The sequence below is a fragment of the Bacteroides sp. FSHCM14E1 genome (genome assembly GCF_019633785.1).
In the GTDB taxonomy this organism is placed as follows: domain Bacteria; phylum Bacteroidota; class Bacteroidia; order Bacteroidales; family Bacteroidaceae; genus Bacteroides; species Bacteroides hominis.
On the sequence record NZ_JADKYL010000013.1, the window covers coordinates 22,579 to 47,544 of the forward strand.

22 protein-coding genes are annotated in these 24,966 nt (G+C 34.9%); 19 read left to right on the forward strand and 3 right to left on the reverse strand.

Annotation, left to right across the window (positions count from 1 at the left end):
* Positions 1-2: 2 nt before the first annotated feature.
* The 13 genes from ISX59_RS17290 to ISX59_RS17345 all read left to right on the forward strand — a co-directional run bounded on the left by ISX59_RS17290 (position 3) and on the right by ISX59_RS17345 (position 16,352).
* Positions 3-299: a hypothetical protein gene (locus tag ISX59_RS17290; RefSeq protein WP_005782322.1), complete on the forward strand. Its 297-nt coding sequence runs from the start codon at positions 3-5 to the stop codon at positions 297-299.
* A 35-nt stretch (positions 300-334) separates the two neighbouring features.
* Positions 335-2,215 (forward strand): DNA mismatch repair endonuclease MutL, encoded by a 1,881-nt coding sequence (mutL, locus tag ISX59_RS17295; RefSeq protein WP_005782324.1) that lies wholly within the window; start codon positions 335-337, stop codon positions 2,213-2,215.
* Between the two features lie 371 nt (positions 2,216-2,586).
* Entirely contained in the window at positions 2,587-3,813 is a 1,227-nt protein-coding gene (locus ISX59_RS17300) for a 6-bladed beta-propeller (protein WP_032541163.1), read from the forward strand.
* A 273-nt stretch (positions 3,814-4,086) separates the two neighbouring features.
* The gene (locus ISX59_RS17305; protein ID WP_032541164.1) at positions 4,087-5,316 is read left to right on the forward strand and encodes a 6-bladed beta-propeller; all 1,230 of its coding nucleotides are present in this window, start codon (positions 4,087-4,089) and stop codon (positions 5,314-5,316) included.
* Positions 5,317-5,337: 21 nt separating this feature from the next.
* Positions 5,338-6,582: a 6-bladed beta-propeller gene (locus tag ISX59_RS17310; protein ID WP_032541165.1), complete on the forward strand. Its 1,245-nt coding sequence runs from the start codon at positions 5,338-5,340 to the stop codon at positions 6,580-6,582.
* 102 nt (positions 6,583-6,684) lie between these two features.
* Positions 6,685-7,893 (forward strand): 6-bladed beta-propeller, encoded by a 1,209-nt coding sequence (locus ISX59_RS17315; RefSeq protein WP_032541166.1) that lies wholly within the window; start codon positions 6,685-6,687, stop codon positions 7,891-7,893.
* Between the two features lie 206 nt (positions 7,894-8,099).
* Positions 8,100-9,050, forward strand: a complete 951-nt coding sequence (locus ISX59_RS17320; protein ID WP_233481211.1) for a 6-bladed beta-propeller — start codon at positions 8,100-8,102, stop codon at positions 9,048-9,050.
* Positions 8,983-9,363: a hypothetical protein gene (locus ISX59_RS21285; RefSeq protein ID WP_233481210.1), complete on the forward strand. Its 381-nt coding sequence runs from the start codon at positions 8,983-8,985 to the stop codon at positions 9,361-9,363. The genes ISX59_RS17320 and ISX59_RS21285 overlap by 68 nt, the downstream gene beginning before the upstream one ends.
* Before the next feature lie 709 nt (positions 9,364-10,072).
* A complete protein-coding gene (locus tag ISX59_RS17325; RefSeq protein ID WP_005782335.1) occupies positions 10,073-10,306 on the forward strand; it encodes a TIGR04149 family rSAM-modified RiPP in 234 nt (77 codons plus the stop codon).
* Positions 10,307-10,372: 66 nt separating this feature from the next.
* Positions 10,373-12,145, forward strand: coding sequence for a S41 family peptidase (locus ISX59_RS17330; protein WP_032541167.1), 1,773 nt, complete (start codon positions 10,373-10,375; stop codon positions 12,143-12,145).
* The gene (locus ISX59_RS17335) at positions 12,105-13,304 is read left to right on the forward strand and encodes a lanthionine synthetase C family protein (protein ID WP_032541168.1); all 1,200 of its coding nucleotides are present in this window, start codon (positions 12,105-12,107) and stop codon (positions 13,302-13,304) included. The genes ISX59_RS17330 and ISX59_RS17335 overlap by 41 nt, the downstream gene beginning before the upstream one ends.
* Before the next feature lies 1 nt (position 13,305).
* Positions 13,306-15,468 carry a lantibiotic dehydratase family protein gene (locus ISX59_RS17340; RefSeq protein WP_080715649.1) on the forward strand — a complete coding sequence of 721 codons (2,163 nt, stop codon included), beginning with the start codon at positions 13,306-13,308 and terminating at the stop codon, positions 15,466-15,468.
* Positions 15,469-15,476: 8 nt separating this feature from the next.
* Positions 15,477-16,352 carry a thiopeptide-type bacteriocin biosynthesis protein gene (locus tag ISX59_RS17345; protein WP_220576095.1) on the forward strand — a complete coding sequence of 292 codons (876 nt, stop codon included), beginning with the start codon at positions 15,477-15,479 and terminating at the stop codon, positions 16,350-16,352.
* Between the two features lie 301 nt (positions 16,353-16,653).
* Here ISX59_RS17345 and ISX59_RS17350 read toward each other — a convergent pair whose 3' ends face one another.
* From ISX59_RS17350 to ISX59_RS17360, 3 genes are read right to left on the reverse strand one after another with little or no spacing between them, the layout of a single operon-like run.
* On the reverse strand, positions 16,654-18,690 hold the full coding sequence (locus ISX59_RS17350) for a glycosyltransferase (protein ID WP_101603904.1): 2,037 nt from the start codon (positions 18,688-18,690) through the stop codon (positions 16,654-16,656).
* Between the two features lie 38 nt (positions 18,691-18,728).
* Positions 18,729-19,391 carry a response regulator transcription factor gene (locus ISX59_RS17355; RefSeq protein WP_014299476.1) on the reverse strand — a complete coding sequence of 221 codons (663 nt, stop codon included), beginning with the start codon at positions 19,389-19,391 and terminating at the stop codon, positions 18,729-18,731.
* A gap of 10 nt (positions 19,392-19,401) precedes the next feature.
* Positions 19,402-20,760, reverse strand: coding sequence for a sensor histidine kinase KdpD (locus ISX59_RS17360; RefSeq protein ID WP_032541006.1), 1,359 nt, complete (start codon positions 20,758-20,760; stop codon positions 19,402-19,404).
* 189 nt (positions 20,761-20,949) lie between these two features.
* Between ISX59_RS17360 and ISX59_RS21290 the strand changes: the two genes are divergently transcribed.
* From ISX59_RS21290 to ISX59_RS17385, 6 genes are all read left to right on the forward strand, one after another.
* Positions 20,950-21,081, forward strand: coding sequence for a hypothetical protein (locus ISX59_RS21290; protein WP_255469918.1), 132 nt, complete (start codon positions 20,950-20,952; stop codon positions 21,079-21,081).
* Between the two features lie 12 nt (positions 21,082-21,093).
* Entirely contained in the window at positions 21,094-21,726 is a 633-nt protein-coding gene (locus ISX59_RS17365; RefSeq protein WP_032529683.1) for a hypothetical protein, read from the forward strand.
* On the forward strand, positions 21,723-22,490 hold the full coding sequence (locus ISX59_RS17370) for a galactosyltransferase-related protein (RefSeq protein WP_010993592.1): 768 nt from the start codon (positions 21,723-21,725) through the stop codon (positions 22,488-22,490). Before ISX59_RS17365 ends, ISX59_RS17370 begins: the two co-directional genes overlap by 4 nt.
* Before the next feature lie 13 nt (positions 22,491-22,503).
* Positions 22,504-23,154 (forward strand): hypothetical protein, encoded by a 651-nt coding sequence (locus ISX59_RS17375; RefSeq protein ID WP_010993591.1) that lies wholly within the window; start codon positions 22,504-22,506, stop codon positions 23,152-23,154.
* Entirely contained in the window at positions 23,151-24,380 is a 1,230-nt protein-coding gene (locus ISX59_RS17380; protein WP_032541007.1) for a TIGR04157 family glycosyltransferase, read from the forward strand. Before ISX59_RS17375 ends, ISX59_RS17380 begins: the two co-directional genes overlap by 4 nt.
* Before the next feature lie 278 nt (positions 24,381-24,658).
* The gene (locus ISX59_RS17385) at positions 24,659-24,952 is read left to right on the forward strand and encodes a TIGR04149 family rSAM-modified RiPP (RefSeq protein WP_220576096.1); all 294 of its coding nucleotides are present in this window, start codon (positions 24,659-24,661) and stop codon (positions 24,950-24,952) included.
* Positions 24,953-24,966: the final 14 nt, after the last annotated feature.

Below are 24,966 nucleotides of genomic sequence, written 5' to 3' on the forward strand. Positions count from 1 at the left end.
CTATGGGAATGTTCAATGTACGAAAGCCGCGTGGATTCAATCATCAATATATCTATGTGGACGAGCGGAAAGAAAAATTGACGAAAATGGAAGAAGATGCCAAGCGTGATTTGGGAATGTTACCCGAAAAAGAATTTTCTCCGGAAGATATTCGCGGAAAGTTCATCGAAGGCACCACACATCTGAAGCGTCGTAAGGAGAGTGGGCGTAAGCCTGCTCATTTGGGTGTCATTCTGGCTATCATTGCCCTGCTTATTTTTCTATGGCATTATTTGCAGACCGGTAGCTGGTCTTTCTAAGTCCTATAAATTAATCAGTCAAAGCTAAATCTATTATGAGCGATATCATTCATTTATTACCCGATTCGGTTGCCAACCAGATAGCTGCCGGAGAGGTGATACAACGTCCGGCATCTGTCATCAAAGAGTTAGTCGAGAATGCCATCGATGCTGAGGCACAAAATATTCATGTATTGGTTACCGATGCAGGCAAGACCTGTATACAGGTGATTGATGACGGTAAGGGAATGTCCGAAACCGATGCACGCCTCTCTTTCGAGCGGCATGCCACCTCAAAGATCCGCGAGGCATCCGATCTGTTTGCTCTTCGCACGATGGGCTTTCGTGGTGAAGCGCTGGCTTCCATTGCCGCCGTTGCTCAGGTAGAGCTGAAGACTCGTCCCGAATCCGAAGAGTTAGGGACCAGGATTATCATTGCGGGCTCCAAAGTGGAGAGTCAGGAAGCAGTGTCTTGTCCCAAAGGAAGCAACTTTTCCATTAAGAACCTTTTTTTCAATATTCCTGCCCGGCGTAAGTTCCTGAAGGCCAACTCTACCGAGTTGAGTAATATTCTGGCCGAATTTGAACGTATTGCCCTGGTACATCCTGAGGTTGCTTTCTCACTGTATAGCAATGACTCCGAACTGTTCAATCTTCCCGCCTGCCATTTGCGGCAACGTATTCTTTCTATTTTTGGTAAGAAGCTCAATCAGCAATTGCTCAGTGTGGAAGTGAACACTACGATGGTGAAGGTTTCAGGTTATGTGGCCAAGCCCGAAACAGCCCGTAAGAAAGGTGCCCATCAGTATTTCTTTGTGAATGGCCGTTACATGCGTCATCCTTACTTCCATAAAGCGGTGATGGATGCTTACGAACAGTTGATTCCCGCAGGCGAACAGATTTCTTATTTCATCTATTTTGAAGTCGATCCTGCCAACATCGATGTCAATATCCATCCTACCAAAACAGAGATCAAATTTGAGAACGAACAGGCTATCTGGCAGATTCTTTCTGCCTCGGTAAAAGAGTCGTTGGGCAAGTTCAATGCCGTCCCTTCTATCGATTTCGATACGGAAGACATGCCTGATATCCCTGCATTTGAACAGAACTTGCCTCCTGCGCCGCCTAAGGTGCATTTCAATTCCGATTTCAATCCATTCAAACCTTCGGTGCCCTCTTCCGGCGGTGGCAATTACTCCCGTCCGAAAGTGGACTGGGAAGATTTGTACGGTGGTCTTGAGAAAGCCAGTAAGATGAATCAGCCTTTCGCCGAACCCGATCCCGAACCGGAAGAATTTGCGGTAATTGAAGAGGAAAGTATTGTTACAGCCGCTCCTGCAACTCTTTATGCCGGTGAGTCGGCCATAATGGAGAAGGGGACCCAGCACTTGCAGTTCAAGGGACGTTTCATTCTTACTTCTGTAAAGTCCGGATTGATGCTGATCGATCAGCACCGGGCCCATGTTCGGGTGCTCTTTGACCGTTATCGTGCCCAGATTCAGCAGAAGCAGGGATTCTCACAAGGCGTTCTCTTCCCCGAAATTCTGCAACTTCCGGCTTCTGAGGCAGCCGTATTGCAAGACATTATGGACGATTTATCTGCGGTAGGTTTCGATCTCAGCGATCTTGGTGGAGGCAGTTATGCCATTAACGGAGTACCTTCAGGCATCGACGGACTGAATCCGGTCGATTTGGTGCGCAGCATGTTGCATACCGCTATGGAGAAAGGCAACGATGTCAAAGAAGAAATTCAGGATATCCTTGCGTTGACCCTTGCCCGCGCGGCTGCCATTGTCTATGGGCAGGTGCTGAGTAATGAAGAGATGGTCAGTTTGGTCGATAATCTGTTTGCCTGTCCTTCGCCCAACTATACGCCGGATGGTCGTGTGGTGTTGACTACCATAAAAGAAGAAGAGATCGATAAACTTTTCCGGTGATCATCATTCTTCTGTACTTATCAGAGTAAGTATTACGTCGACTCCACTCTGTCTCACACGATCGACAGATTTTATCTGTTTATTACATCTCTTTCCTAATAGATTAATAACCAGCAGAATATGCTATTAATATCCTCCCTGTACGAAGTTAACTTTAACACAATGTTAAAGTTAACTTCGTACAGGGAGGATATTAACTTCGTACATCCGGGAAGTTAAGAACCTGTTCGCACCCTATTCATCACCTGAAAATCTTGTTAATAGTGTTAATAAACATGTTCCTAAAAGAATAACACTCTACGAATAGTTCGTATATTTCAGCATGCTTTTTAGAACAGTATGTTTTTGTTTTAAACTAAAATCTATTTTATATGAAGGCAAGATATTTTTTTTATCCGTTTCTCTTTCTTTTTTCGGTTGCAATGTTTGCTTCCTGCTCTTTATCTGTACCCAAAGAGAGGGATATAATAGAAGATTCCGCCTTTCGTTCTGTTGATTTGCGTATAATAGAGAAGACAAAAGGGACAGTGATGTCTTTGGGTGATTTAATGGAATCATACGAAATCATTAGATTGGACAATAGGGATGAGGCGCTTATTAAAACCTATCCATATGGTGTATATGTGACGGATAATTATATCTTGTTGCGACCTGCTGACGTTGTATCTCCTGTTAAGCTATTTACGCGCAAGGGACGATATGTGGCTGATATTGGCGGAGTAGGTCAAGGTCCGGGAGAGTATTTATATTTATTTTCATGGTTGGTGGATGAGAAAGAAAACCGTATTTATTTGGGTCCGGGAAGAACCGACAAGGTGCTTGTCTATGATTTAAAGGGGAATTATCTGCCGGATGAGGTTATTCGTTTCGGGGAAATAGTACATAAGTCTCAGATATGGGTGGACTATGATAAAAAAAACGTAGTTGTGGTTACTTTACCCTTTTCTGCTAATGTGAACTCGAACTTTGCAATTAGTAAGAATGTGTGCTGGGTGCAAAATAGGGAGGATGATATCGTGCATCGGATTCCTGTAAATCATTACGGTTTAATTGGAGATTACAGTAATGCTTTAGTGGCACGTCGGAATGTGGATGCGATTTCTTTTTCTATTTCTGAAGTACCCATGTTGCGTACTCGTCCTGATACTTTGTATCACTATGATGCGGTAAAGAATATAATAACTCCATGCTTTACAATAGATCATGTTGTTTCTGAAAATCAAAGTGCTTGCACTGTTTTATATGAAACTTCAAGGAGTTATTGGGCGCAAGTCACTTTATATCCTAATAATCTTTCCTCAAGTGTTTCTTCTGTTCGTTTACCAGCCTTTAATGTTTGCGTTTCGAAAAAAGATGGCAATGTACGGCGCATTGATCGCTTTACTGATCCTCTTTTAGGTTTATCTCATCTTTTTTTGATGATGAATAATGGATATATTTGTATCTCTTATGATCCTCTTGAACTGATGGATGCTTTAGATAAAGTTCTTACCCAAACAGATTTGGAGTCTGACGTACGTAAACGGGCCACCGATTTACGAAATAGTCTGCACGAGAATGATAATGACATTCTTATCATTGGAAAACTGAAACAATAACTATAAGTAATTTATAAATTTCGATTGTATCTCTAAATGCTATCAGGCGAACCACTGAAGGTTCTCAAGTATATGTGATATTGATAGATCGTGCAAAATGTCCACGAGGATGATAATCCAATTATTGCCATTTACAAATTGAAAGACTGAAGAATTTTGAAGGAGATGCTTTTTAACATATCCTTAATAGAATAACATTCTACGAATAATTCGTATCTTGTAGTATGCTTTGTGAAAAGTAGTTTTTTACTTTCAGCCAAAATCTATTTTTATATGAAGACAAGATACCTTTTATATCCGCTTCTCTTTCTTTTTTCGGTTGCAATGTTTGCTTCCTGCTCTTCATCTGTATCCAAAGAGGGGGATATAATAAAAGATTCTACTTTCCGTTCTGTCGATTTGCACATGGTGGAGAAAGCAGAAGGGACAGTGATGTCTTTGAGTGATTTAGTGGAGTCATATGAAGTCATTAAATTAGAGAATAGGGATGAGGCTCTTGTTAAAACTTATCCATTTGGGATCTTTGTGACAGATAATTATATCTTGCTGAATCCAGACGCTATATCTCCTATTAAGTTGTTTACGCGTAAAGGTCAATACGTGGCGGATATTGGTGGTATAGGACAGGGTCCTGGAGAGTACAAAACGATACATTCCTGTATGATAGATGAAAAGCAAAAACGTATTTACTTAGGTGCAGGAAGAGCAAATAAAATACTTACTTATGACCTGAAGGGGAATTATCTGTCAGATGAAGCTATCCATTTCAAGGAAATAGTACATAAGCCTTGTATTTGGATGGACCATGATAAAAAGCATGTAACTGTAGTGGGTTTGCCATTTTCTGAGAATGAGAACTCCAATTTTGCAATTAGTAACAATGTGTGCTGGGTGCAAAATAGGGAGGGTGATATCGTGCATCGGATTCCTGTAAATCATTACGGTTTAATTGGAGATTACAGTAATGGCTTAGTGGCATGTCGGAATGTGGATGCGATTTCTTTTTCAATATTTGAAGATCCGGGGTTACGTACTCGTCCTGATACCTTGTATCATTATGATACTAAAAGGAATATAATAATACCTTGTTTTACATTAGATTATGTTGTTGCTGCAAATCGAAGAGTTGCGACTATTTTATATGAAATACCCCAAAGCTATTGGGCACGTGTTACATTATATCCTAATAATACTTCTTCAAGTGCTTCTCCCGTCCGTCTGACTACATTTAATGTTTGCGTTTCGAAAAAAGATGGCAATGTACGGCGCATTGATCGCTTTACTGATCCTCTTTTAGGTTTATCTTATCCTTATTTGGTAATGCAGAACGGTTATGTCTGTATCTCTTACGAACCTCTTGGACTGATGGATGCTTTAGATAAAGTTCTTGCCCAAACTGATTTAAAGCCTGAAATACGTAAACGAGTCACTAATCTAAGAAATAGTTTACACGAAAATGATAATGACATTCTTATGATTGGGAAACTTAAATCCAACTATTAGTAACCTATAAATTATCGTCCTATGAAGTTAGATTGTATCGCATTGTTTTTGGTATTGTTTTTTCTTGCTGCTTGTGGCAGCAAGCCTTCTTCTCCAGATATGGTGGATGATAACGCTTTATCGGCTGAGGAAACCTTTAAAGACATTGATCTTGCTAACAACCTGAAAGATTGTGGCAAGCCTTTACTGCTGAGTGACATCGTGAAAGATGTAGAGTATGTGAAGCTGGAAACGCAGAATAATATATTAGTCGGTGATATAAAGCAGCTAAAGCGGACGGAGAAGTTTGTCTTTATTTATTCAAGAAATCAGAATCATGTCATGATGTTTGATACTTCGGGAAAGTTTATCCGTAAAATCGGTCGTGTAGGTCAGGGCCCCGGAGAGATAGCTAATATTGACTTTTTCACAGTCAGTGACAGTTTGGTATTTATTTATCCGTTCAGCCGTAATGGTAGCCTGACAGTCTATGATATGCGGGATAACAGCTTCGTCAAGGAAATTCCTTTAAAATGGCCTGTTTTTTTTAGTAGGGCCATCGATGTAGTGGGAGATTGTTTGGTTTATTATCCCGGTACTGTTTATTCGCCTGATAATAGTAAGACATTCATAAGTGCTTGTGTTGCGAATGGAAAAGGGGAGACATTGATGGAGCAAATCCCTTACTTATCTTCTGGTGATAAGGAAATAGTACAATTATCTTCTGATCCATCTTGGCTCTATCGTGGAAGAAGTAACGTTTATTCGTTTATTAATGATACGATCTACGGCATTACTTGCGATTCTATTTTTCCCCGTTACCATCTTTCTCTTGGAAAATATAAATTGCCTTCCGGAAGATATGATCCTACTCGTGATTATGGTTGGGGAGATTTTGTTCTAATGAAAAGTGTTTATGAAACTAAAGAATGTCTTCTTTTTAGCTTTTGGTTTAATAAAAAGATGTGGTTCAGCCGATACGATAAAAAAACGGAGAAGATCGATTCTTGGGAGCAAACTCCTTTTAAAGCTGTCCATTGGTACATACTTGATGCACAGGGAATAACGAATGATGTTGACGGTTCTCAATCGTTCAAAGACTTCTATAATGTAGGCGAAAACTGTCTTTACTTCGCAATCACACCGGACAATTTGGATCAGGTGAGGCGCAACATCGCTGAAGCTAAGGTCAAGTTCCCTGAGAAGCAGGCCGAATTATTGAAGCTTCTTGATGAAATGGGAGAGGATGACAATCCGATTATTGCTTTCTATAAATTGAAAGACTGAAACGGAATATATTTTAGACGAAAGATCTGGTATAACGGTATGTAACCTGAGATTCTTTGGATGTAATCAGTAAGTATAATAATACTTGTAAAATTTAGGTTTATGGATAAAATCTATTTATGGCTTCTGCTTCTCATTTCATGTAGTTGCTCTCATACTAAAGAAAAGGTTTCTAATGACATGGATTCCTCTTTGTGTGTCATAGATGTTACTTGTGAATATCCTGTTGAGAAAGTGAATATACATGATGTTGCCGATGTAGAGTATGTTCCTTTAGAAACGACACGAAATTCACTGCTTGCGTCGGATTGTTCCGCTTTTCGGATTTCAGATGATTATATAACTGTCGCAAGTGGTGTTGATAATGGCAATATCTTTTTCTTTAATAGAAAAGGGAGGTACTTGTGGACTTTTAACCGGCGAGGAGGATCTGCTGAAGAGTACAGTTCTATAACCGCATGGGATGCCGATTTTGGCATGCAAGAAATATACATCTATGATTCGTTCAGGAAAAAGATATATATTTATTCTTTTGATGGACGGTATAAACGTAGCCATGCTTTGCCTATGAAGGATTGCACATTTATCGATCTGTATAATTATGATAAGGATTATCTGATAGGTTATAATCGGTTTTATGACTTTCGCAAAAAGAAAAAGGTGGATACGCATCCTTACTATCTGATCGATAAACAGAGCGGAGAGATGTCTTCCATCGGGATTGCTGTGGATAAACCTATCAGTGAGAAGGTGCATACAGAGATCGTCAAGTTTCCCGGAGGTGCTTATAGAGATCAGGTCCTTTTTCTCATAACCCCGTTGATAAAAAATGGAGATGCTTTCTTGATTGCCGACTATGCTTTGGATACTATTTACAGCTATCGTCATCACAAGCTGGTTCCTATCGCCGTGCAGACTCCTTCGGTATATGCGTCAGATTCACCGGTCATTGTCGCTTGTGAATTATACACCGATTCATACTTGTATTTTAGAATAATTCCGATGTATTATAATCCTTCTGCTCCCATGTCTCCTATGGCGGATGCTCCTGAGCTTGTGTTAAACAGGCATACAGGCAAGATTGCGGAATGGAGAATGTATGATTCTAATTATTCCTCCGATATAGAAAGGCCTGTGCCGACTATGATGCTTCAGTCTGCTGATAGAGAAAATTATGGTATAAGTATGTTTGGGGCGGAAAGGCTTATTGAGCAATATCAAGCGGGCGGGTTGAAGGGGGAGCTGAAGGATATTGCATCCCGATTGAGTATAGATGACAATGATATATTGATGATCTGTAAATATAAATAAGTAAAATCAATGCAAAGTTAGAGAATATGGTTTGGCCATTATGATAAAGAAAGGCTAAAATCGATTCTTGACAGATAAGGATTTTACACCTTGGAAGAAATTTCTTTTATAAAGATGCAGAATGTACTGTTTGGGGCGTTCATGTTTTGAAGGATTAGATTACGATGTTGATTAGTGATTTTTCATAAACGATATGAATTAATGATATGCATAAGTCTTTGAGTTGTATATTAGGTCTGTTTTGTATCTTTATTGCTTGCCAGAGCAGGAAGAACAATGATCAATCATCTGTTGCCAGTGATACGCAGTTCCACGTAGAGGCCTTTCGTGAAATCAATTTAGCTGATCATCTTTCCGACTGTGGTGAAGAGCTGTCGATGAGTCTGTTTATGGAGGATGTGGAATATATTAAACCTGAAACAACCGATCAATCGCTGATAGGCTATATTTCTAAAATACAATTAACTCCTCACTTCCTTTTTGTAAAGAGTGATGGAGAGAATTCTTTAATAAAAATGTTTAGTAGAGATGGAACTTATATTCGTTCACTCGGAAAGTTGGGACAAGGGCCGGGAGAAACAAATACAATACTTGGTTTTTCAGCTACGGATAGTCTTGTATATGTAAAAGCTGCTTATCGTAGTGGTTTTTTTGTATATCGGGTACATGATAATCAATTTATTCAAAAGATAGTTCCGTCCAAAGATTTTGAGGCATTGATGAGTGCATCTGCTGATTTTGATCTTTTGAATAATAACATTGTTTGTTATCCTGGTTTTATACCGGAAGGTCAACTCTTTCCTCAATATGTTTCTACTGTTTGTATTGTAGGAGCTGATGGTACTGTTGTGACAAATCAAAGCCCTTATCTCGGATCGAGTTTTTATACGAATTGTCCTCAGTTTGTGATGATTGATAGACCACGGCATTGGTTTTATGATAATTCCTATAATGCTTATTCTGTAATTAACGATACAATCTATGGAGTAAGTCTGGACTCCATCTTTCCCCGTTATCATTTAAATTTGGGACGGTATAAGTTACCTGTTTCCGAGTATCAAATAAGTCGGCAAAGCAGGCGAGAAAACTATGGCTATCGCAGAGACCAAAGATTTTTTGTTGCTTACTTATGTTTATGGAAAAAGGTGGTGGTATAGTTTCTTCAATAAGCAAACGGGAGATGTGAAGAGTTGGAGCCAATCTTCTGATAAGATAGGTGGTTGGTTTGCACTATATACTCCCGGGATAACAAATGACATAGACGGTGGTGTTAATATGGGCGGATTCCGCTATATTGATGATCGACATGTTTATTCGATTATTGATGTAGTTCAGGTAGATAAACTGAAGGCAACGATAAAAGATGCCAAAGTTAAATTCCCGGAGAAGAAAGTCGAATTAATGCGTCTTCTTGATGAAATGGGAGAAGATGACAATCCGATTATTGCCATTTACAAGTTAAAAAATTGAAGGGGAGCTATGATGGGCTGGTCTGGCAAAAGACTACTTAATTATGAGATAGCAGTAAATAGGCATGTATTGCGAATAAATACATCAGATTAAGCACCTTTCTTAGTTGTTAAATTGGCGAGTATCTCTTTTATGTCCTGTTTGCGAATTTATTAGAATATAGAGTTTTTTAAAACTCTATTATATTAAAAATCAGTTAGTTTACTCTATTTGTTTTGGGCGATTAGAAGAGCTGTTTTAACACACTGTTAAAGCAAGTCTTTTGATGATAAGGAACAGCTCTTTTAAATGCAAAAGACTTGTTCTTTGCATCCGAGAATAGAATGCTCTAAAAAATAGCATTAACAATGTTAATTGGGATGACAGTCTGGGACTATATGAAATCTGTTTGTTTGATTATTACTGATGGCTGTTTTCTATTCTTTTCTGGAAAGCGTTTAAATATGCCTTATTGTGCTATTTTAACTTTTGGCTTTGCTTTTAATGACATGTATGATATTAATGACTTTTATTTAGTCGATATTTGTAATATATCTTTGAGAACGAAAATATATACATTAGATTTCTGAATAACTATACTTTTTTGTGTTAAAACATAGAATTAAATATCATCTTTATGAGTATTGAAAGGGTCTATTATGGTATGAAACGATATAGAAGCGGAATCTGAAAAGCTAAAAGAGTAAGAGTAATTTTGTATTGTTTACTTATGAAAAAATTAAAGAAATTAACATTGAAGAAAGAAACGATCGCGAAATTGGATCAACAAAATCTATCTGATTTAAAAGGAGGATATACGACTTCAACCGTATGTGGTAATCCAACTACTGAAACAGTTGCTTGCCTTACACGAGGAAATTGTGATATTCCAACTATTGGTCATGATGATGGTCCAAATTGTCTAAGTAAGAGTGATTCTTGGTGTTGGTGTTATGGTATTTAATAAAGTTCCTTAGAGTAGGCCGTTGTCTATTCTAAGGAACTTTTATTTTTCCTTTTACTTAGAATTATGAAAAACATAAAGAAAAGATATGTATTTATTCTAATATTGGTAGGTTTACTTGTAATTCCTATTTATAAATATGTTCGATGGTTGAATTTTTGTTATAGGTTTAGCTCGGAAATAAATTTATATACTGATTCTATATTTAAAGAAAAAAAAAGAATAGATAGCTTTGTGCCAACAGTCTTTGATGCTAATGCCCGCTTGTTTTATTTGTGTAAAATTTGGGGATTTATAAAGTATTACCGTGAAGATGCCCGTCTTTCTGTTAGTCAAATGGATAGCCTGTTACTTGCTAATATTCCCAGGGTGAAAAGGGCGGATTCTAAGGATAAATATTGTGCAATATTGGATAGTCTGATTGAATACCCAGCGATTTCTCAATCGAAAAATAAAAATCCATATCCTGATTTAAATGATTATGTCTTAATAAATAACGAATGGATGGATGATACTATATGTCTCGATTATAGAATTAAGAAAAAACTTGAAGCCATGTTTTATTCTCACTCCGGACGTAGAAATCGCTTTGTTTTTAATAAATCTATCGGTAACATTGCCCTAATTGATGAATTGGAATATGCCTCTTTCCCTAAAAGAGATATGCGTTTGGTTGGACTCTTTCAATATTGGAATTTGATAAACTATTTTTATGTTTATAAAAATAGTATTGAGGGTGACTGGGACCGAATCTTATATGAGTCTATACCACTTTTCGAAAAAGCGGATTTGCCCAAGAAATATCATTTGGAAATATATCGATTAACCAATCGGCTACGTGACACCCATGCTTCTTATCCGGCAACAATTGATGGACTTGTATTTGGCCCCTATCGACCTAATTTCAGAATGAGTTTGATTAATGATACATTTGTAATCAATCAAATCCGGATTCCGGCTTACGATAAAGGTGCTTTTGAAATCGGTGATATTGTTTTGAAAGTTGACGGACGGGATATTCATCAGTTAGCTGATAGCCTAAAGGAATTTGTTTGTGGAGGAAACTATTGGTCTGACCAAATGTTTATTTGTAATGCTATTTTGTCTCAATATGATTCTGCTACTGTATTCACGTTGCTTAGAGATGGGGAGACTTTAAGAACTAAATCAGACAACTATTCTGCATACGATTTATTTCAAAAAGAAAGACTAATTGATAGGAATAATGAAAAGCTTCCATTGTATCATTGGGTAAATGATAGTATTGCATATTTGAATTTACGTTCCGCTTCTGTTGATAATATTTATGATAATTATGATGCCATTAAAACTGCATCTGCCATTATTCTAGATTTGAGATCTTATCCTTATACCGATATAATTTCGCCATTAACTAAAATGTTTGTTCCTCCCAACTCATTTTTTGCTTATTCAACATATTCGGATACTCGTTTTCCAGGTATGTTGAGGTATCACCGATCTTCTTCCAGCAAAATAGGTAGTGAGAACTATTATAAAGGTCGAATTATAATTTTAGTCAATGAATGGACACGAAGTTTCTCTGAATATTTAACGATGGCTTTACAAGTTAATCCACGTTCAATAACGGTTGGCAATTCAACTTCGGGGTCTGATGGCAATGTTTCACTTTTTACATTTCCTGGAAAGGTGCTAACTACTTATTCTGGGATAGGGATTTATTATCCGGATTTTTCTCCAACTCAACGAGTTGGAGTACGTATTGATTGTATTGCAGAACCTAGTATTCAAAGTATTAAAGATAGAATTGATGTTGCGTATGAAAGGGCTGTTATTATCGCAAAAGGTGGAACTAACTAGACTTTTGCAATTAAAACTTGATGATATAATTCAATATTTGCTTAATGTTAACGACGAACATTGTACATCCCCAGGACTATTGACAGGTAATGCAGGGATAGCTGTCCTTCTATTTCATTATTCAAAGTATAAAGAAGACGAATTATATGCAGATAAAGCTATGGAGTTTTTATCTCGCTCTGTAGATGGTATGAACGATTATTTTTATCCTGCTTTTTGTGGTGGTATCAGTGGAATTTGTAGTGCCGTTTTGCATTTGGTTAATGAAGGTTTTATAGATCAAGAGAATATTGAATTAATTGAAAAATTTGATAATTACTTGTGTGAACAAGCTTTGTTTGAATCTTCAAATAATTATTTTGACTTTTTACATGGCTCTATAGGAGTGTCTAATTATTTGTTGCGTAGATCGGCTAAAATAAGTGTTTTAGAAGTGCTTAAGCAGGTTGTTGAAATATTGAATTATAGTAAGATAATTGTGAATGATACATATACCTGGGAATATAAAATTGGTAATAAATATAATATTGGATTAGCTCATGGGATGTCTGGAACCAGTCTGTTTTTATCGAATGCGTGTAAGTTGGGGATATGTGATCCAGTAATTTCTCAGTTGTTGGAAAAGAGTACATGGTTTATTCTGTCTCAAGAAATAAAGAATAATAATAGTATATCATTATTTCCTACTTTTGCTTTACCTCAATATACTTTTCGTCAATATCCCGTTGAAAGTCGACTTGGTTGGTGTTATGGTGATTTAGGTGTTGCTTTAGCTCTTTGGAAATATTCTCAGGTTACAAAAAATACTGTTGTAGGGAATAAGGCAATTGAGATTTTTAAGTTTTCGGCAAATCGAAAAGACTTAGAAGATAACTATGTAATTGATGCGAGTATATGTCATGGTACTGCTGGAATAGCCTTAATCTTTAAAAAAATGTATCAAGAAACTCATTTGGATATTTTTAGGGAAACTTCATTATATTGGTTAAGTGAAACTTTAAATATGTCAAAGTATGAGGATGGTATTGTTGGTTATAAATCAGACGGAGAAAAAAAATCTTTGGATTTATTGAATGGTGTTGCAGGCATAGGCTTGGTTATATTATCCTTTTTATCAGAACAGGATATGTCTTGGGAAGATTTACTTTTATTGGATTGAAATGTATAGATGTTTTAATAATTTTGTGTTGCGCACTCCTTTATGCTATTTTGATTGTGTGAGGGATAATTGGATTGTAAAAGTACAGGACAAGTTAGTCTTGGAGTCAATATATTTAGCATCGCCAATTCTTTATGACGAATTATGTAAGTTGTTGGATGGTAGTATCGATAAAGGGAAAGAATATAATCGGATCAGATATTCTATAGAACGTTATTTATGTCGAATGATGACTCGTTGTACTCCTTTTGGTTTATTTGCAGGCTGTAGTATAGGAGAGATTGGAAGTGAGACAAGTATTCAAGTAGACAATTCTTTGAAACGGAAAACAAGATTGGATATGTATTATTTGTCTTTGTTATATAACACTTTGCTGAGACACAGCTCTATTTCTGAAGGCATTTATTATTATCCTAATAATAGTTTATATCGTTTAAAGCATAAATATCGTTATGTAGAATGTTTCCATACGGATGGAAATCGTAAATATCAATTGCAAGAAATAGATAGTACCTCTTATTTGAATAAAATCTTGAAATTATCTTCTAATGGAATTAAGTTGAATGAACTTATTGCGAGTCTGGTGTGTGATGAAATAACAAATGAAGAGGCTCGGCACTATGTACATGAGTTGATTAATTCGCAAATACTTGTTGGGGAACTATATCAATCATTAACTGGTGATGACTATTTTAAACGTATTATTAGCCTACTTGAATCAACGAATTGCGAAGTTTCCTTGTTAAATAACCTCAAAGGTTTAAAAAGGCGACTGGATTCAATGGATTTGAATGAGAGTGTGGAAATCAGCACATATGCTGAGATTATTAATAATATAAAATTGATAAATGTACCTTATGAAAAACAATATCTTTTCCAAGTTGATATGGTAAAGAATCTATCGCAGTCTATCTTGGGAGAGAAAGTAATTGTAGAATTAAAATCAACTATGGAGTTTCTTAATAAACTAACTCCTTTACGTCAGAATGAGGTGCTGAAGAAGTTCCAAGAAGACTTTTTTTACAGATATGAAGAAAGAGAAGTTCCTTTAATGGAAGTATTAGATCCGGAGTTGGGCTTAGGGTATCCATCTAAAAGTATGGATGGTGATGAAGCTCCTTTGATAGAAGAACTTGAACTGCCATTCCTTAAAAATACCTTAGGAAATGCTTCTATGAGCTCATTGGAGATATTGCTACTTGGCAAGATGGTAGAAACTTTGACGAATGGTGGAAAAGAGATTGTGCTTATAGATAAAGACATTGACGGTACTCCTAATTGGGATGATTTACCATCTACTATGTATACTATGTTTAATATGATTCGTTCAGAGAAAAATGGATTATTAATACAGGCTAATTTCTTTTCAGGTAGTTGTGGAGCCATTCTTTTGTCTCGTTTTGCTCATGTTGATGAAAGAATAAAGGGCTTTGTAAAAAATATTGCTTGTGAGGAGCAACAATTGTCGCCTGATAGTATTTTGGCTGAACTAGTTTATTTACCGGAATCTAGGACAGGAAACATTTTGATGCGTCCTCATATTCGTGAGTATGAATTGGCTTATATGTCAGACTCTGATTTACCTAAAGATAAGATGTTATATGTGTCAGATTTATTACTTTCTGTGAGAAATGGGAAGTTGCATCTTCGCTCTAAAAGATTAAATAAAGAGATTGTGCCCCGTTTGACAAATGCGCACAATTTTCGGAGTCATTCAATGCCTGTTTACCGTTTTTTGTGTGACATGCAGCATCCTTATGGCCGTAATTCTTTGTTTTTTAATTGGGGAATTTTAGAAAAACAACTGCCTTTTCGCCCAAGAGTAAGATATAAAAATACAATACTTTCATTAGCTTCTTGGAATATAAAAGTGGTAGATATAAAATATCTTTTTAAAATAGCAGATGAGGCTTTATTGTTAGACGAAATTATACGATGGCGTACACAAATATCACTTCCGGTTTATGTGGTAATGCCAGATGGAGACAATGAATTGTTTATTGATTGGGGTGATCTTGTCAGTGTGAAATCACTTTTTATGATAATAAAGCACCGTGATATTATTAGCTTAAAAGAATTCATTTTCGAGCCAGAAAATGCAGTTGTTAAAGGAGAAAATGGAGTGTATGTAAACGAATGTATTGTTGCATTTTATAAAAGTTAAATATATTGATGGTACAAAGACTTTTTATTCCAGGCAGTGAATGGGTATATGTGAAAATATATACAGGAGCTAAAACAGCTGATAAATTGTTGTCGCATAGTCTATTTCTCTTTATTAAAGAGCTCAAAAGAAACAAACTGATTAAAAAGTGGTTCTTTATTCGTTACGTTGATGAAGATTTTCATTTGAGATTAAGGTTGCTTGCTGAAAAAGAGGATTGTGTAGGAATAATTTTATCTTTATTTGCAAATCGATTTTCGAATTTGATAGAAGATGGAGTGATTTGGAAGATCCAGTTAGATACTTATAATCGTGAGTTGGAACGATATGGAAATTCATTGATTGAAATATCTGAGTCGTTTTTTTGTTTAGATAGCGAATGCGCTTTGTTTGTTGTTAGAAAAATCAATGGCTATTCAGATGAAAATTACAGATGGATGATTGCTTTGAAAATGGTAGATAAATTTATGACAGATATGTTGTTGGATACTATTTCAAAACAGAGTCTAACCCAACGGATGGCTGGCTCATTTAAGAAAGAGTTTGGTTTTAATGAGTATAATTCGAAACAGTTGAATTCTCTTTTTCGTTCTAAAAAGAAGGTTGTAGAATCTGTATTAAGAGATGAAATTAATGATAGAAAATTTGCGGACTTATGTTGTTATGTTGAAGAAAGGTCTAAAAAGTTAAAACCTTTGATAGATTTGTTCTATTTGAAAATTAGTAAGGAAGAGAATGTAATTTACTTATTTACAAGTTATATTCATATGATGCTGAATAGATTGTTTTGTTCTAGGAATCGTTTACAAGAGTTGGTTATTTATGATTTTATGAATAGGTTCTATTGTAGTGAGATTGCAAAAGAGAAATATAACAGAAAGTGATTGTAAAATTATGAGCTTGTTGGGAGATTTACTTTGTTTATATAGATTGTTTTTTAGCTATCTATAGTGGATATGATAATTATGCGCTTGATTGTTAGGATTTTTTATTTTAGAAGTGAATTGTTTATGTAAGTGTTTGTTGTAGTCTGAATTTTTTATAGCTTTCTTTATTGTCCTCCCCCCCCCAAAAAAAAAATTTGGGGGACTATCAATGCTGAAATATTTATTATATATTTAAATTTGAGGTTGTATTGTTTATGATGATTTATACCTTTTCTTACTAATATTTCATTGGTTTTAGTTAATAATTTCTAGCTATTTTATTCCATGTTGATATGTATTGTAATAATTCTTGCTTTGTCATGTTCGATATTTTTAAAAATTCACTTCTGTTTTGTATTTCTATTTGCTCATTGTAGAACCGTGAATTTTCATTTCTTGGATGGTATAGATGAAATAATTTACCTTTAGCCCGATATATAGGATATCCCAATATTTCTATTCGTTTTACCCTTTCTGCGTCTTCCGGCCCCCAACCATAGAATTTTTCATTTTCTCCTCCTATATTTAGATATGCCGTCCTGTTTACAAATAGAGCTCCACCTACAGCATATAAACCTTGAGGTAATAGATTTTGAGATTCTTTTTTTAATAGACTAAAAGAACGGCTTGTAATAAAGTTGATAGTTGTTTGAGGTGGGATCATATGAAAATTTCCCTCATATGGAAAACTTAGAATAGCTTTTGACTCACGAATGGCATTGATTGCGATGAGTATTTGCTTTTGTGGGATTATAACATCCGCGTCCCAGATTCCGATAATTTCTGTTTGTGCAATTCTTAACATTAGATTTAAATATTTGGTTCGATGAAATACTGGGTTGGTATCTTTAACGAATTGATATGTGACATTGGCTATTTGAGGCGGGATGTATCGAGGAGTACAATCTCCTTCGGTAATAATGATCCTCGTATTCTGTATTTTGGATAATTCATTTAGTACCATGTCTAAATTTCTTTTTCTTTCATCAGAATCAATTCGAATTGGGATGATAAAAGTAGTACCTTCACATGCTGATAATGGTTTAAGTTGTATCGTTGATATTACTTGGTTATTAATATCTGTTTTAAAAGCAACTTTAGTCTTTTCTGGATATATTTTCATTTTATAGAGTTCATAGAGTTCTGCTCTTATGGATTTATTTAATTTTTGTTTGTTTATTCTACGCATCATACTATCTATTGCATAGATAACGTGTTGTTGAAATATGATTCTATTTTTACTTTCTTTGTAGCCTTGTAATCTTAAACGTGAATATCGCATAATTCCATACCAGTCTATTTTTTTATTACTGCTTTGATAAAGTAATTCATGGACCATGGAATCATCAACTTGAGATAAAATATCATCTTCTTCTCCTTCGACTAGGTTATTTCTTAATAAATAGATAATTCCACAGCCAATACCTAATAATCCATACTCTAATGTAAGAGGAAGTGTTGTAGTGATATTGTTGAACAATTTATCGATTAAGGTATCTGCCAATTTCGCATATTTATGGTTTGACGTGTATTGTGTAAATGTATACAGTCCGATTATTCTACCCATTTTAGGAAATCCCAGATCACTCTCCATTATTGGGAATTGATTTTCTACTTTATATTTATTAGTGAATGTTTTTTGATATTGTTTTCGAATGTGGTAATCTTCTATTATATTTCTTTTTTCATAATATGCATGTATACTTAGAGGAAGTGTGAGAATTTCTATTTTTCCGGCTTCTACTAAGCGGCAATACAGGTTGTAATCTGCAGAATGTTTGTATACTTCATTGTATCCCCTAAGTTTATATATTATGTTTGTCCTTATCATTAGTGAGGAGATTGAAATATGGTTATTCTTTAATAAATGAATTTGTATATCACTGTGTGATACTGGTGTGTATTTTATAAGTTTATTATCTTTATTGTAGAAATTGGATCCTACGGCTATTAATTCATTATGCTGCTCTAAGTAGTCGTATTGAATTTGAAGTTTATTGGATAGAGCTATATGGTTACTTCTTATTATTGTTATATATTTTCCTTTTGCCCGTTTTATTCCGTGGTTGAGAGATGTATAATAGTTACTATGTTGTGTGGTGTTTAGGATAACAATGCGTTCATCATTGCAGGTTTGAATATATTGATTAATCTTTTTATTAGAAGGAGTAGTGATGATAATAAATTCAAATTCACTAAAAGATTGTGATAATATACTTTTGATGGAAGCTTTTGTCTGTTTGCTACTGTTATGTACATGTAGTATGACTGATATTTTTTTATTTGTGTATTTCATAAATAGATTTTTATTAATGAGTTGATTTATCGAGGTTATTATTTTATATAATACCCTTCGTTGGTTATTGTCTCTATTGTAAGATATCCGTATGTTGTTAAATACTTGCGAATACTTGAGATTAGATTATTGAGGCTACCGTCTATACCACCGTTACCATTGGGCCATAGTTCGTCCATTATTTGATTACGGCTTAGCACTCTTCCTTTATTTAAGTATAATAGCTTAAATAGGATAACTTCTTTGTTTGAGAATCTGGCGATTTTTGCTGTTTTGAAAAAAAAGTCTCGTGTGATTAAATTTAGTCTATACCCTTCTTTGGTCAGAAACCATTCTTGTGGATTTGGTAGTAGTTTGTTTATATAGGCTTCTAATTCATCAATATCGAGAGGTTTCTTGATATAATGTTCTCCTCCTGCTTCTATGGCTCTTTTTATTTCAGATCCTTGTGTATGTGATGAAATGAATATTACCGGGACTTGTGGAATTATCTTTTTAAGTTCAGGCAAAAAGTCGATGCTATTCTTATTGCCTATTTTCACATCTAATATTATAATATCCGGTGTCCATTCATTTATTAAACTCTTTATTTCTTTTAAAGAGTTCAAAGATTCTGCCTCATATCCATTTTGTTTCAGTATATAAGTATATGTTTGGGTTATAAGTCCATCGTCATCTACTAACAGAATTTTCTTTTTCATATATTAATTATTAATTGATTGGTAATTTGATTAGAAAAGTTGTTCCTTTCTGGGAATTATTCTTTAAACTGATGCTTCCATGGTGTGCTTCAATTATCTTTTTTACGTATGCTAAGCCAATTCCATAACCATCATTTTTCCGCGAATTCGGAGTTTGATAGAATTGATTGAATATTTTTTTATGCTCTTTTGCGGGTATTCCATATCCGTCATCACTAATGTCAATGTATAATTCGCTAAGTGACGCTGATAGAGTTATATCTATTTGAGTATTATTATCGGAGTATTTTAATGCATTTTCGATCAAATTGGTAAACACACTACTTATTCCAATTTCATCGACATAAATATTAGTTTCTTTTAGATGATTGTTGACTTTAATATTGAATTGCTTGTTGATGAAGCACAATTTGATATCTTCGATAACCTTATAAATAATTTGAATTATATTTATTTCCTTTTTATTTATAACTATCTCTTGTTTCTGGCTTTTGGCTACTAATAGCAATGATTCAATAATATTTCCTAGTCGCTCAATGCGTGCTTTTCCACTTTTTAATAATTCCAGTTTATCTTTATTTTCTTCAACTTGTGCAAAGTAAAGCAATATAGCGTGAGTGGCATTTAAAGGTGACTTTAAATCGTGAATAACTCCATTAATGGCGGCAGCGCGTTTATATAATAAATTGTCTCGTCTTCTAATGATAATTAATTGGTATAGTAGACATGCTATAATAAGGATAGCCAATAGAAAAGAAATAATGAGTGCACTGGCCATTCGGTCTAATATTAAGTTGGGTGGTAAGTTTACCAATAGTTTTAGGCTCTGTAGTGATTTTGCTCCAATAGGTTGTATTGCGCTTAGGATATGGGTATTTCCTACAAATTGCAAGGTGTCTCCTGAAAAGGAGATGCAACGTCCTTCGTTATTGTAAAGTATGAATACATGTTGCGTTTGTAGCTTCTGTTTTTTAAGTTCTTGTTCGTAAATTGAATCTAAATCGTTGATATTGATAAATTTTCCTTTTGTTATTAATACGGTTTGATAAATTTGGCTGAATATTTCGGCAAAGTTATTACCAACGTTTTGCTGAATTGCATCTGTTAGCTTAATGGTATCCCCTGTATATTCATGTAGCTTTTTTGTAGGAATTACTTTTTTAGGAGTAAATTCATACATTTGTTCTTTGGCTTTGGCAGAGGAACGCATTCCTAGTTCCAATTCTATAGCTAATTGGTATTTTGATAGCATTTGTTCGCTTACATCTTTGCGATATTGTGTGTACATATTCATAAGCCAAAATCCTTGTAATATTAGGATAGCCAAGGTGCCAATGGTTACGACGCAGATTACTATTTTTTGCTTCATCTTATATTTGCTTTTCTCATATTGTAAAGATAGTTTTTGTATTTGATTTTTATGGAAAGAATTATTGTAACTTTAAGTAATTGTTTTTAAATTTATATTTATTAACATAATAGTTCGTTTTTCGTGAGATACGTGATGTAAATATGTCTGCTTTTTGTGACCTTTGAAAAAATCTTAAAAACAAATATTATGGATAAATTAACAACAGATGAAATGCAGGTTATTAAAGGTGGAGGAGTATGGGTTGAAATAAATGGTGAATGGATTTGGATTGCTAGTATAAAAGCTTCTGAAGAAGATCCCATAGATTCTCCTAAGTAACTCTATATAAATATGCAAAATCAGATATTTATATCTGGTCAAGGGTATTTACCTATAGAGGATCTTATTCAGGTAGGACGTAGAACGTCCTGCCTCGGACTTATTAACGGAAAAATGGGGATCGCCATTGCTCTTTTTCGCTATGCACGCCTTTCCGGTGAGTTGACATGTGAAGATGTTGGTTGTGAACTCCTTGATGAGATTTATGAACATCTTGATTCGTCTATACCTATTTCTTTTGGTAGTGGTTTATGGGGGATTGGTTGGGGGATTGAATATCTGATTCAAAATGGTTATATGGAAGGTGATGCTGATGAAGTCTTAAAGGATATAGATCAATGTGCTGCACGCTGTATACATGCCTATGGTATGTCGGGACTTTCATTAAATAACGGAATTGTAGGTTTAGGACGATATATTCTAATTAGGATTATTCCAACATTTTTGAAAGGTGATACGGTTTCAAGTGCTTTCCTGAAAGAGTATCTTATTTATTTGATTGATTGGTTGGAGGAAAGATTGGAATATACAAACGAATCTATTGATGATTTACTTGATTTTTTGTTTGACTTATACCCTACAGGTTTTTATCGGACAAAAGTATCAGTTCTAATCGAAAAATGTATGAATAGGTACAATCTATGAGTTATTTGGAGCAAATTACTATTGGAATTCCTGTGAGGATAGACAGTTGGGAGAGGAAGAGAAATCTTTTAGCCTTATTACACTATATATCCTCGTCTGGGATGAGGGTACATGTTTGGGATGCAGGAAGTGAAGAGTGTCAGTTCCCTGATGATATCTGTAGTAAAATTACTTATACTTATGAACGTGATGAAAATTTAGTTTATCACAAAACGAGGTATGTTAACTTATTATTAAGAGAAATTTCTACTCCTATAGTTGCTATTTGGGATGCTGATATTATATTTTCTTTGTCGCAGTTGGAGGCCTCAATACAAGCAATTATAGAACGAAAATATGTGATGAGTATACCATATAATGGAGTGGTAAAAATGCTTTCAAAAAAACAAAGTGAAGCATATATACTTTCTGGACAAAGGTATGATCATTTAGTTTCGCATGATGATATGTATGCTCGTTTGATGTGGCGTCCTTCCTGTGGGGGAGTTTTTGTTGTAGATCGTGAAAAGTATTTGAGATATGGGGGAGATAATGAACGTTTTATCAGTTGGGGACCTGAAGATGCTGAGCGTATTCGAAGGATGGAAATATTGGGAGAATCTGTACATTGGACAAATGGAGGACCATTATACCACTTATGGCATCCTAGGGGAGAGAACTCCAGATATTCTATAGAAAAGTTAGCTTTTATTAATCGAATGGAATTTATAAAAGTTTGTAGCATGGGTCAGAATGAATTACGTGCATATGTTAAATCCTGGTAAAAATATAGTTGAGATGAATGGACAATTATTGAGACAAATAGCTAATTATCAGATACTATATAGTGCCTGTTGTAAGGATTTAGGGCTATTGCGTGGCAAAATAGGCATTTCACTTTTCTTTTTTCATTATGCTCATTTTTGTGGAGATTCGCTTTATAGTGACTATGCAAATGAACTGATTGGGGATGTGTATGATGATATTAGAATAGATACTCCATGGGGGATTCGAAATGGCTTATTAGGAATTGGATGGGGATTAGAGTATTTTATGCAGAAAGGATTTGTTGAATGTGGTTCTAATGATATCTTAACAGAACTTGATAATAAAATAATGGAACGTGACTTACGACGTGTAAAAGACTATTCATTTGATACGGGGATAGAAGGGTTGGCGTGGTATGTGTTAATACGCTTATTGTCATCTGAGAGATATTTGCAAAAACCATTCGATAAGATGTATTTGGATGATTTAAGAGGTGTTTGTGAGAATGTTCCGAATAAAGTCTGCCATCCTGGAATTTCTTTATTGTTAGACTATTTAGTGGGTAAACAAATAGATGATTGGTATCTCGTTGTTCTGGGAAAGATAACGTCACAGAGAACTGGCGGAGAGAAGAAAGAAGCTTTGTTGTGGGTTGAAGGATTAAAATACTTATTGCGATGAGGCATATATATTTGATAAATAGTGATAGTCGTGCGGCACAATATGGTATTGGGACATATATAATTCAAGTTATAAACTGTCTTAGCAGTATTGATTCTTTGCGTTTGACTGTAGTTAGTATGAACTCAGAGGATGGGATACTTACTGAAAAAAAAGATAATAATGTTCGTTATCTAACTTTTCCTAAAGTGTATGATTGGAGGAGTGAGAAAGAAATTCAACGATATTATAGAAGTGTTGCTTTCTTGTTGGCATTGTATGTAGATTCAAGTGAAGATAATGTATTTCATTTTAATTATTTACATCATGAACCATTGGTTGACTTGTTGAAGAAAATATATCCTACCAGCCAATTTGTGTTGACTTTACATTATTTGAACTGGTGCTTCACTTTGAAAGGGAATATAAAGAGGTTACAAACTGTTTTGGATAAAGCTGAGAACGATAGAACTGAGGAAGAAAAATACATATATGACGAATATAAGCAAGAAGTATCTCTTTACAGAAAAGTAGATAGGATAATATGCTTGGCTCAATATACTAAGATGTTGCTGAATGAATTTTATGGAATTGAAGAATGTAAACTAACGTTGATATACAATGGTTTAATTGATCAGGCTATCTTCTTGGATGAAGTGGAGAGAATGCAAAGAAAAAGAGATTTATTTTTTGGAGAAGGAGAGAAATTAATTCTATTTGTAGGACGTTTGGATGATATAAAAGGGGTTGACTATTTGATAGAAGCTTTCGCAAAGGTGATAAAAAAGAGTTCGAACACTCGTTTGTTAATAGTGGGAGACGGGAATTATAGTAGGTATTTACAGATGTCTGCAGACATTTGGAGTAGGATTACTTTTATAGGGAAAATTAGTAAACAGAAATTATATGAATTTTATCAAATTGCAGATGTTGGAGTGATGCCGTCTTTTCATGAGCAATGCAGTTATGTAGCCATAGAAATGATGATGCATGGATTACCATTAATTATCACTAATACCACAGGATTGAGTGAAATGATTCATCATCAAAATGTAGAGTGCAGATTGATATTAAAGGAAGATCAAAATGAATTAAGGTTATCAGTTGAAGAACTGTCGAAATGTTTATTGAAAATAGTAACGGATGATTGTTGGGCGAGAGAGGTTGGTAAGTTAAATAGGTGTCGATATAAAGATGCTTTTTCATTAGAAAAAATGAGGATGGCATTTGAGTCTTTTTATAGTTAAGAATAAATTGCTGTCTTTGATTTAGTTTTTTGAATACTATTATGTGGTGATCTTGTGACGATTCAAAATAGAAATTAAAAAAGAATGTATATGAGAGAGTTGACTTATGTTTTACGCTTTACTTTTTCCATCACAATCTGGATGTTGGGGAAAAATAATTTGAGTTACTAAGGTATTTGTTTGGCTCTTTTTCTTCGTTCTAACAAATACCTGTAACATTGGAAATCTATGTGATTTTTACGAAGAATATTAAATGTTGATTTTAAAATGATTAAAGTATGAAATTAAGAAAACTAAAACTGAATGAAGCTTCAAAAGCTGAATTGAATGAACGTGAGATGTGTCGTGTTTTGGGAGGTGGTACTCCTGGGTGCTGCCAATGTGGTTGCAATTATGAAGGTAAACCCGGTGGCTCTAGTACTAGTGCTAATGATAGTGCCAATAATGCTCATGGGTATACATCAGATGGTTCTCATCCATGTTGTTCTACTACTGACCCCAAACCGGAATTTCCTGAAATAACATCACCGCCATTTTGGAATCCCCAAGATGCTCTTTGTGGACATTTTTAAATAGGGTAAAATAG